This window comes from Azospirillum sp. (assembly GCF_050789165.1).
In genome coordinates, this window is record NZ_JBOZRT010000046.1 from 1 (window position 1) to 10,251 (window position 10,251).

Consider the following 10,251-nt stretch of genomic DNA (forward strand, 5'->3'; position numbering starts at 1 on the left):
ACCTGACGGTGGGCAACCCGATCAAGCTGTCGGACAGCCCGACCGAGGTGACGCGCTCGCCGCTGCTGGGCGAGCACACCGACGAGATCCTGCGCGACGTGCTGGGTTTCGACGACCGGCGCATCGCCGCGGTCCGCGACGGCGGGGCGCTCGGCCGCATCCCGCGCATGGCCGCAGAGTAGGCCGCCGAGTAAATCAGGATAATATCGCTAAGGGACCCGGTGCGCGCGACGCGCCGCACCGGGGAACCACAAAAAAACTGAGGGAACGGGTATGGATACGGTCATGGCGCCCAAGAAGCGAGCCATCCACCCCGGCGCCGGGCGCCGGAACACGCGGCCGCAGCCCAAGGGGCGGCAGGTCGATCCGGCGGCCCTGGCCGAGGTGCAGGCGCTGCTCGGCGACCGCTCCCGCCAGCGCGACCTGCTGATCGAGCACCTGCACCTGCTGCAGGACACCTACCACGGGCTGCACGCCCGCCACCTCGCGGCGCTGGCGCAGGAGATGCGCCTCTCCCTGGTCGAGGTGTACGAGGTGGCCTCCTTCTACGCCCACTTCGACATCGTCATGGACGGCGAAGAGGCGCCGCCGCCGGTTACCGTGCGGGTGTGCGACAGCCTGTCCTGCTGCATGGCTGGCGGCGAGAAGCTGCTGGAAGACCTGCCGGCGGCGCTCGGTTCGGAGGTGCGCGTGGTGCGCGCGCCCTGCATGGGCGCCTGCCACAACGCCCCGGCGGTCGCCATCGGCCACGCGCTGCACGAGAACGCCACGGTCGACAGCGTGGTCAAGGCGGTGGAGAGCGGCGACACCCACCCGCACATCCCGGCGTACACCGGGTTCGACGCCTACCGCGCCGGCGGCGGATACACGCTGCTGAGCGACTGCCTGGACGGCCGTCGCGACGTCGAGGACATCCTGCACCGCCTGGAAGGCGCCAACCTGCGCGGCCTCGGCGGCGCCGGCTTCCCGACGGGGCGCAAGTGGCGCTTCGTGCGGCACGAGGCCGGCCCGCGCCTGATGGCGGTCAACGGCGACGAGGGCGAGCCCGGCACTTTCAAGGACCGCTTCCACCTGGAGAACGACCCGCACCGCTTCCTTGAGGGCATGCTGATCGGCGCCTGGGTGGTGGAGGCGACGGACGTCTACATCTACCTGCGCGACGAGTACCCGCAGTGCCGCGAGATCCTGGCCCGTGAGATCGCCGTGGTCGAGGCCGCCGGGCTGGCGCGGCACACCCGCATCCACCTGCGCCGCGGCGCCGGCGCCTACATCTGCGGCGAGGAGTCCGCGATGCTGGAGAGCATCGAGGGCAAGCGCGGCCTGCCGCGACACAAGCCGCCGTTCCCCTCGGTGGTCGGCCTCTTCGGCCGGCCGACGCTGATCAACAACGTCGAGACGCTGTTCTGGATCCGCGACATCATCGAGAAGGGCTCGGAGTGGTGGGGCAGCTTCGGCCGCAACGGCCGCACCGGCCTGCGCAGCTACTCGGTCTCCGGCCACGTCAAGGACCCGGGCGTCAAGCTCGCCCCCGCCGGCATCTCCATCCGCGAGCTGATCGAGGAGTACTGCGGCGGCATGGCCGAGGGGCACAGCTTCACCGGCTACCTGCCGGGCGGCGCCTCGGGCGGCATCCTGCCGGCCAGCATGGACGACATCCCGCTCGACTTTGGCACGCTGGAGCAGCACGGCTGCTTCATCGGCTCGGCCGCGGTGGTGGTGCTGTCGGACCAGGACGACATGCGCCAGGTCGTGCTGAACCTGCTGTCCTTCTTCGAGGACGAGAGCTGCGGCCAGTGCACGCCGTGCCGCGTCGGCACCGAGAAGGCGGTGTCGCTGATCAAGCGCCCGGTGTGGGACGAGCCGCTGCTCGACGAGCTGGCTGCGGTGATGGGCAGCGCCTCGATCTGCGGCCTCGGCCAGGCCGCCATGAACCCGCTGAAAAGCGCGCTGAAGCACTTCCGCGGCCGTCTGAACAACGCCGTGAGCAACGATAAGAACCGGGAGGGCGCCCAATGAGCGGCCGCATCCATTTCCACCTCGACGGCAAGGAAGTCGAGGCCCAGCCGGGCGAGACCATCTGGCAGGTCGCCACGCGCCTCGGCACCGAGATCCCGCACCTCTGCCATTCCAACCAGCCCGGCTACCGCTCCGACGGCAACTGCCGCGCCTGCATGGTGGAGGTCGAGGGCGAGCGCGTGCTGGCCGCCTCCTGCATGCGCAAGCCGACCTCGGGCATGTACGTCCGCACCGCCAGCGACAAGGCCAAGCAGGCCCGCAAGATGGTGTTCGAGCTGCTGGTCGGCGACCAGCCCGAGCGCGACAAGGCGCACGACCCGGACTCCCGCTTCTGGAACTGGGCCGATAGGGTCGGCGTCAACGAGAGCCGCTTCCCGACCCGCGCCAAGCCGGCCTCCCAGGACTTCAGCCACCCCGCCATGGCGGTGCAGCTCGACGCCTGCATCCAGTGCAACCTGTGCGTCCGCGCCTGCCGCGAGGTCCAGGTCAACGACGTGATCGGCATGGCGCTGCGCGGCCACAACGAGAAGATCGTCTTCGACTTCGACGACCCCATGGGCGACAGCACCTGCGTCGCCTGCGGCGAGTGCGTGCAGGCCTGCCCGACCGGCGCCCTGATGCCGAAGACCCAGGTCGAACTGGACACCGGCGTCTTCAAGGCGGCGCCCGAGCGCAAGGTGGACAGCGTCTGCCCGTACTGCGGCGTGGGCTGCCAGCTGACCTACAACATCAAGGACGAGAAGCTGCTGTCGGTGGAGGGCCGCGACGGCCCGGCGAACCACAACCGGCTGTGCGTCAAGGGCCGCTTCGGCTTCGACTACATCCACCACCCGCACCGGCTGACCACGCCGCTGATCCGCCGCGAGGGCGTGTCCAAGCACGACGTGGACATCGACCCGGCGAACCCGCTGACCCATTTCCGCGAGGCGTCGTGGGAGGAGGCCCTGGAACTGGCGTCGGGCGGCCTGAAGCGCATCCGCGACACGCACGGCGGCTCGGCGCTGGCCGGCTTCGGCTCGGCCAAGGGCTCGAACGAAGAGGCGTACCTGTTCCAGAAGCTGGTGCGCACCGGCTTCGGCACCAACAACGTCGACCACTGCACGCGGCTCTGCCACGCCTCATCGGTGGCGGCGCTGATCGAGGGCATCGGGTCGGGCGCGGTGACCGCCCCGTTCATGGCGGCCGAGGACGCCGAGGTCATCGTGGTGATCGGCTCCAACCCGACGGAGAACCACCCGGTCGCCGCCACCTTCTTCAAGAACGCCGTGAAGAAGGGCGCCAAGCTGGTCATCATGGACCCGCGCGGCACCGCGATGCGCCGGCACGCCACCCACATGATGCAGTTCAAGCCCGGCCGCGACGTGCCGATGCTGAACGCCATGCTGAACGTCATCATCGGCGAAGGGCTGTACGACGCCACGTACGTGGCCGAGCACACCCAGGACTTCGAGGAGCTGAAGGCGCACGTCGCCGCCTTCACGCCGGAGGCGATGGCTCCGGTGTGCGGCATCGACGCCGGGACGCTGCGCGAGGTGGCGCGGCTGTACGCCACCTCCAAGGCCTCGATCATCTTCTGGGGCATGGGCGTGTCGCAGCACACCCACGGCACCGACAACGTGCGCTGCCTGATCGCGCTGTCGCTGGTCACCGGCCACATCGGCCGTCCGGGCACGGGCCTGCACCCGCTGCGCGGCCAGAACAACGTGCAGGGCGCCTCCGACGCCGGCCTCATCCCGATGATGTACCCGGACTACCGCCCGGTGGACGACCCGAAGGTGCACGCCTTCTACGAGGACTTCTGGCAGACCAAGCTGGAGACCAAGCGCGGCCTGACCGTGGTCGAGACCATGGACGCCATCCACGCCGGCAAGGTGCGCGGCATGTACGTCATGGGCGAGAACCCGGCGATGTCCGACCCGGACGTCGAACACGCCCGCGAGGCGCTGGCCACGCTGGAGCACCTGGTGGTGCAGGACCTGTTCCTCACCGAGACGGCGAAGTACGCCGACGTGGTGCTGCCGGCCTCGGCCTGGCCGGAGAAGAACGGCACGGTCACCAACACCAACCGCCAGGTGCAGCTGGGCCGTCAGGCGCTGCCGCCGCCGGGCGAGGCGCGCCAGGACCTGTGGATCCTCCGGGAGCTGGCCCGCGGCCTGGGCCTCGACTGGACCTACGAGCACCCGCGCGACGTGTTCAACGAGATGAAGGGCGCCATGCCCTCGCTCGACAACATCACCTGGGACCGCCTGGAACGCGAGGGCAGCGTCACCTACCCGAGCCTGTCGCCGGACGACCCCGGCCAGGAGATCGTCTTCGGTGACGGCTTCCCGACGGCGACCGGCCGTGGCCGGCTGGTGCCCGCCGACGTGATCCCGCCGGCCGAGGAGCCGGACCAGGAGTTCCCGATGGTGCTCACCACCGGGCGCCAGCTGGAGCACTGGCACACCGGATCGATGACGCGCCGCGCCCAGGTGCTGGACGACATCGAGCCGGAGGCGGTGGCCTACATGAGCCCGGCCGACCTGCGCCGCATGGGCGCCAAGGGCGGCGACATGGTCAAGGTCACCACCCGGCGCGGCGTGATCGAGCTGAAGGCGCGCTCCGACTACGGCGTTCCGACCGGGCTGGTGTTCATCCCGTTCTGCTACGCCGAGGCGGCGGCCAACGTGCTGACCAACCCGAAGCTCGACCCGTTCGGCAAGATTCCCGAGTTCAAGTTCGCCGCGGCGCGGATCGAACCCGTCGCGTGACCGGAGGGACGGTATCATGAAAGCACAAGCGCTCGCGGCAGAGACGCCGGTGAAGGGGCAGCTGGTCCAATCGCTGTCCCGCGCGCTCAACATCCTGTCGATCCTCGGCGCTGCCGGCGGGCCCATGAGCCTGACCGCCGTCGCCGAGGCGGCCGGCCTGTCGCCCTCCACCACCCACCGCCTGCTGACCACCCTGCAGGAGGAGCGCTACGTCCGCTTCGACCAGGGCAAGCGCGGGTGGTCGGTGGGGCTGCAGGCCTACATGACCGGCATCAACTTCCTGCGCACCCGCAGCCTGGTCGACGTCGCCCGGCCGCGCCTGCGCCGCCTGATGGAGGACAGCGGCGAGGTGGTGAACCTCGCCGTCGAGGACAACGGCGAGGCCATCTACCTGCACCGTGTCGCCGGCCCGCGCGCCGTCCAGACGACGGTGCCGGTGGCGGAGCGCACGCTGCTGCACTGCTCGGCCGTCGGCAAGGCGCTGCTGGCCGGCATGGCGGAGACGCGGATCCAGACGATCCTCTCGCAGCGCGGCATGCGCCAGTTCACGCGCACCACGGTGTCGTCGCTGCCGGCGCTCAAGCAGGAGCTGACCCTGGTGCGCACCCGCGGCTACGCCATAGACCAGGAGGAACGGGTGTCCGGCCTGCGCTGCGTGGCGGCCCCCATCTACGACGAGACGACCGCCGTGGTCGGCGCCGTCTCGCTGTCCGGCACCACGCGCCGGATCGAGGACACCCGGGTCCGCGACCTGGGTGAGATGGTCAAGCGCACCGCCGCCGCCATCACGGCGGAGTTCGGAGGCCGCCTGCCCATGTAAGTTGTCTGGGTTGTTAGTATTTTTGCGTCCTTGCGAGGTTCCCTGCAAAACTTGGCCGCGCGGCATTCGCCGCGCGGCCATTTTGTTTGTGAGAATTCTAAGTTTCCGCATGGTGGAAACATAGAAATAGGGCTTGGATTCCGCCGCCAATACGTGCCATATTTTTATGGACAGAGGGTGCTGTGCCCTCCGTATCTGGCGAGTTGTAGTTGTCGCTTCTTGCGGAATCCTCGGTTTTGGCCGTGCTGTTGTCAGCACGGCCATTTTTTTGACCACAGGACAGGGAAGGGGAGGAGCCATGGCGTTGCCGTTGTCGATGACCGTGGTCGAGGTGAGCAAGCCCGGAGCGCCGGAGGTGCTGGTCCCGGTGCAGCGTCCGGTGCCAGCCGTCGGGGCGGACGAGGTGCTGATCGCGGTGTTGGCCGCCGGGGTGAACCGTCCGGACGTGCTGCAGCGGATGGGCCGCTACGACCCGCCGCCGGGCGTCACCGACATTCCCGGCCTGGAGGTCGCCGGCCGCATCGCCGCGGTTGGCGCGGGCGTGACGGGGTGGAGCGTCGGTGACCCGGTCTGCGCGCTGCTGGCCGGCGGCGGCTATGCCGAGTACTGCACGGCCCCGGCCGCTCAGTGCCTGCCGGTACCCGAGGGCCTGACCATGGCCGAGGCGGCGGCGCTGCCGGAGACGCTCTTCACCGTCTGGTCCAACGTGGTGGAGCGCGGGCGGTTGCAGGCCGGCGAGACGCTTCTGGTGCATGGCGGCGCCTCGGGCATCGGCACCACGGCGATCCAACTCGGGAAGGCGCTGGGGGCGCGGGTCTTCACCACCGCGCGCGGCGCCGACAAGGTGCGGGCCTGCCGCAACCTCGGCGCCGACCGCGCCATCGACTACACCGCCGAGGACTTCGCCGTGGTGGTGAAGGAGGAGACGGGCGGGAAGGGCGCCGACGTGGTGCTGGACATCGTCGGCGGCGACTACCTGGCGCGCAGCATCGACTGCATGGCGGTGGAGGGGCGCTACGTGGTGATCGGCTTCTTGCGCAGCCCGAAGGCCGAGGTCAACCTGTTCCCGGTGATGACCAAGCGGCTGACACTCACCGGCTCGACTCTCCGGGCTCGACCCTTGGCCTACAAGCAGGCGCTGGCGGCGCAGCTGCATGAAACGGTGTGGCCGCTGATCGCGCAGGGCCGGCTGAAGCCTGTGGTCTGCGAGACCTTCCCGCTGGCTGCCGCGGCCGACGCGCACCGCCTGATGGAGAGCAACCAGCACGTCGGCAAGATCGTGCTGCGGGTCGGGGAGTGATTTGAAAAGCCCCTCTCCCGTCGAGGGAGAGGGGCTGTTTTGTTATTCGGCCGCGACGCCTAAGCGGCCAGCCACAGGCTGCGATGACGCGCCGATCAGCCGCGCGCGCATCGGTTTCAGCACGAGGAGGGCGAGCAGCGCGGCCAATGCGTTGATCGCGGCGGCGATGTAGAACACCACCATCCAGCTTCCCGTGGCGTCGGCGATGACGTTGGCGAACGGCACCAGCAGCGCCGCCGTGCCTTTGGCGGTGTACAGCAGCCCGGCGTTGGAAGCGGCGAACCGGGAACCGAAGGTGTCGCCGCAGCAGGCCGGGAACAGGCTGTAGATCTCGCCCCAGGCGAAGAACACCAGACCGGTGAGGATGACGAACGCCACCGGGTCGCGTCCGTAGACGCTGAGCGCCACGATGCCCACCGCCTCCAGCGCGAAGGCGATGAACATCGTGTTCTCGCGGCCGATGTTGTCCGACACCCAGCCGAAGAACGGGCGCGTCACGCCGTTCAGCACGCGGTCGATGGACAGCGCGAAGGTCAGCGCCGGCAGCGTCAGGCCCAGGATCGAGACCGGCACGCCGTCGAGGTGGAAGTCCTTGGCGATGGGCCCGAGCTGCGCCGTCGCCATCAGGCCGCCGCCCGCCACCATCACGAAGATCAGGTACATCAGCCAGAACACCGGCGTCCTGACCATCTGCGTGGGCGTGTAGCTGGTGCGGCTCTGCACGACCTGCGCCGTGCCGGCGGCCGGCACGTCGCCGTGCTTCGGTTCGGCGAGGAACCAGGCGAGCAGGAAGACCACCGCGCCCTGGCCGATGCCAAAGGCAAGGAACGTCGCCTCGTAGCCCGAGGTCTGGATCATGGTGGCGATCGGCACGACGGTCAGCGCGGAGCCCGCGCCGAAACCGGCGGCGGTCAGGCCGGCGGCGAGGCCGCGGCGGTCCGGGAACCACTTCAGCGCGTTGCCGACGCAGGTGCCGTACACGCCGCCGGCGCCGATGCCGCCGATGGCGGCACCCAGATACAGCAGCCCAAGCGAGTCCGCGACCGAGTTGATCGCCCAGGCGAGCGCGCACAGGGCGCCGCCGACGAGGACGACGATGCGCGGGCCGAACCTATCGACGAACCAGCCCTCGACCGGCACCAGCCACGTCTCGGTGACCACGAAGATGGTGAAGGCGATCTGGATCGCCGCACGGCCCCAGCCGTGCTTGACCTCGATGGGCTCGACGAACAGGGTCCAGCCGTACTGGAGGTTGGCGATCATCGACATGCAGATCACGCCGATCAGCAACTGGACCCAGCGCGCGTTGCGCGGCGGGGGATTCCCCGCTCCGTTGTGCCGCATATGATTCCTCCCCCGGGTGCATAGAGCTTTTTTTGTTCTGACTGTGTCGCGTGCCCGACCGAAGCACCGGGGTTGGCATGCCAAACTCGGTATTCCATGTCCGCCGAATGCGAGTGTGCATAACATTCAGCTTGGACAACAACCCGTCCAGTCGACTAGAGCCTCATGCTTAGGGGTAGGACTATCCGCTATGACCTTGGAGGGAGGGGTTCCGTCACCAGCACGGCGCGGAAGTCGTTGACGTTGGTCAGCGTCGGGCCGGTGACCAGCAGGTCGTCGAGCGCGCGGAAGAAGCTGTAGCCGTCGTTGTCGGCCAGCCGCTCCTTGGCCTTGACGCCGCGCTGGGCGGCGCGGGCCAGGGTGTCGGGGGCGAGCAGGGCGCCGGCGTTGTCCTCGGTGCCGTCGATGCCGTCGGTGTCGGCGGCCAGCGCGTGCACGCCCGGCAGCCCGTCCAGCGCCACCGCCAGCGCCAGCAGGAACTCCGCGTTGCGACCGCCGCGGCCCTGGCCGCGCACGGTCACCGTGGTCTCGCCGCCGGACAGCAGCACGCACGGGGCGGGGGCCGGCTGGCCGTGGCCGGCGACCTGCCGGGCGATGCCGGCGTGCACCAGCGCCACCTCGCGCGATTCACCCTCCAGCGCGTTGCCGAGGATCACCGGCGTGACGCCGGCCTCGCGCGCCACCTCGGCGGCGCGCTCCAGCGCCATCTGCGGCGTGGCGACCAGGATGTTCCGGGTGCGGGCGAGGCGCGCGTCGCCCGGCTTCGGGGTCTCGTCGCGGCCGGCCAGCAGGTGGTCGAGCACCGGCTTGGGCGGCGTGATGCCATACTTGTCCAGCACGCCCAGCGCGTCGGCGAAGCTGGTGGGATCGGCCACGGTGGGGCCGGAGGCAATGACCGACAGATCGTCGCCCGGCACGTCGGAGATGATGAGCGACACCACCGGCGCCCGCGACGCGGCGGCCAGCCGCCCGCCCTTGATGGCGGAGAGGTGTTTGCGCACGCAGTTCATCTCGGTGATGGTGGCGCCGCTCTTCAGCAGCGCTTTCGACACCGCCTGCTTGTCGGCCATGGTCAGCCCCGGCGCCGGCAGCGCCAGCAGCGCCGAGCCGCCGCCGGAGATCAGGCAGAGCAGCAGGTCGTCCGGCCCGACCTCGCCGACGATCTCCAGGATGCGCCGGGCGGCCGTCTCGCCGGCGGCGTCGGGCACCGGGTGCGAGGCCTCGACCACCTCGATCCGCTCGGTCGGAACGCGGTGGCCGTAGCGGGTGACCACGAGGCCGGAGAGCGGCCCGTTCCAATTGGTCTCCACCGCGCGCGCCATGGCCGCCGCCGCCTTGCCGGCGCCGACCACGACGGTGCGGCCCTTCGGCGGCGGGGGCAGGTGCGGCGGCACGCACAGGGAGGGCTGCGCCGAGTCCACGGCGGCCCGGAACATGTCGGTCAACAGCGTTCGCGGATCGGCGACGGTCACGGCTCAGCCCTCTCGTTGGTTTTGCTCGGCAGTCTTACTCGGCCGCCTGGAGTGTGCGGTGATTCTGCCCGATCTCGTGCCCGCCGAGCAACTCCAGGGCACGCACCATGGCGGAATGGTCCCACGCCTTGCCGCCGTGCGCGGCGCAGGCGTTGAACAGCTCCTGGCAGGTCGCGGTGTTCGGCAGCGACAGACCCAAGGCCCGCGCCCCCGACAGCGCCAGATTGAGGTCCTTCTGGTGCAGCTCGATGCGGAACCCCGGATCGAAGGTGCGCTTGACCATGCGCTCGCCGTGCACCTCCAGGATGCGCGAGCTGGCGAAGCCGCCCATCAGCGCCTGGCGCACTTTGGCCGGGTCGGCCCCGGCCTTGGAGGCGAACAGCAGCGCCTCGCCGACCGCCTCGATGGTCAGCGCCACGATGATCTGGTTGGCCACCTTCGTCGTCTGCCCGTCGCCGTTGCCGCCGACCAGCGTGACGTTCTTGCCCATCTTGTCGAACAGCGGCCGGACCGTCTCGAACGCCTTGTCGGGACCGCCGACCATGATGG

General features: G+C 69.9%; 7 protein-coding genes and 1 pseudogene. 5 read left to right on the plus strand and 3 right to left on the minus strand.

All coding sequences use genetic code 11. The annotated features are described in order from the left end of the window. The 5 genes and pseudogenes from ACRWK7_RS10230 to ACRWK7_RS10250 all read left to right on the plus strand — a co-directional run. Nucleotides 1-182: pseudogene (locus ACRWK7_RS10230) on the plus strand (formyl-CoA transferase); the annotation flags it as partial. A gap of 103 nt (nucleotides 183-285) precedes the next feature. Beyond that, nucleotides 286-2,016: an NAD(P)H-dependent oxidoreductase subunit E gene (locus ACRWK7_RS10235; protein WP_431856112.1), complete on the plus strand. Its 1,731-nt coding sequence runs from the start codon at nucleotides 286-288 to the stop codon at nucleotides 2,014-2,016. Further along, nucleotides 2,013-4,766 carry a formate dehydrogenase subunit alpha gene (gene fdhF / locus ACRWK7_RS10240; RefSeq protein WP_431856113.1) on the plus strand — a complete coding sequence of 918 codons (2,754 nt, stop codon included), beginning with the start codon at nucleotides 2,013-2,015 and terminating at the stop codon, nucleotides 4,764-4,766. The genes ACRWK7_RS10235 and fdhF overlap by 4 nt, the downstream gene beginning before the upstream one ends. Nucleotides 4,767-4,782: 16 nt before the next feature. Further along, nucleotides 4,783-5,586 carry an IclR family transcriptional regulator gene (locus ACRWK7_RS10245; protein WP_431856114.1) on the plus strand — a complete coding sequence of 268 codons (804 nt, stop codon included), beginning with the start codon at nucleotides 4,783-4,785 and terminating at the stop codon, nucleotides 5,584-5,586. A 298-nt stretch (nucleotides 5,587-5,884) separates the two neighbouring features. Then, on the plus strand, nucleotides 5,885-6,886 hold the full coding sequence (locus tag ACRWK7_RS10250; protein ID WP_431856115.1) for an NAD(P)H-quinone oxidoreductase: 1,002 nt from the start codon (nucleotides 5,885-5,887) through the stop codon (nucleotides 6,884-6,886). Nucleotides 6,887-6,928: 42 nt separating this feature from the next. Here ACRWK7_RS10250 and oxlT read toward each other — a convergent pair whose 3' ends face one another. From oxlT to ACRWK7_RS10265, 3 genes are all read right to left on the minus strand, one after another. Continuing rightward, a complete protein-coding gene (gene oxlT, locus ACRWK7_RS10255; protein WP_431856116.1) occupies nucleotides 6,929-8,230 on the minus strand; it encodes an oxalate/formate MFS antiporter in 1,302 nt (433 codons plus the stop codon). Between the two features lie 188 nt (nucleotides 8,231-8,418). After that, on the minus strand, nucleotides 8,419-9,702 hold the full coding sequence (locus ACRWK7_RS10260) for a glycerate kinase type-2 family protein (protein ID WP_431856117.1): 1,284 nt from the start codon (nucleotides 9,700-9,702) through the stop codon (nucleotides 8,419-8,421). Between the two features lie 34 nt (nucleotides 9,703-9,736). Continuing rightward, nucleotides 9,737-10,251, minus strand: a 515-nt coding sequence (locus tag ACRWK7_RS10265) for an NAD-binding protein (RefSeq protein ID WP_431856118.1), incomplete at its 5' end; no start/stop codon positions are given.

Coding starts and splice junctions, on each gene's coding strand:
- ACRWK7_RS10235 (WP_431856112.1), top strand. CDS start 286: ATGGCGCCCAAGAAGCGAGCCATCCACCCCGGCGCCGGGCGCCGGAAC.
- fdhF (WP_431856113.1), top strand. CDS start 2,013: ATGAGCGGCCGCATCCATTTCCACCTCGACGGCAAGGAAGTCGAGGCC.
- ACRWK7_RS10245 (WP_431856114.1), top strand. CDS start 4,783: ATGAAAGCACAAGCGCTCGCGGCAGAGACGCCGGTGAAGGGGCAGCTG.
- ACRWK7_RS10250 (WP_431856115.1), top strand. CDS start 5,885: ATGGCGTTGCCGTTGTCGATGACCGTGGTCGAGGTGAGCAAGCCCGGA.
- oxlT (WP_431856116.1), bottom strand. CDS start 8,230: ATGCGGCACAACGGAGCGGGGAATCCCCCGCCGCGCAACGCGCGCTGG.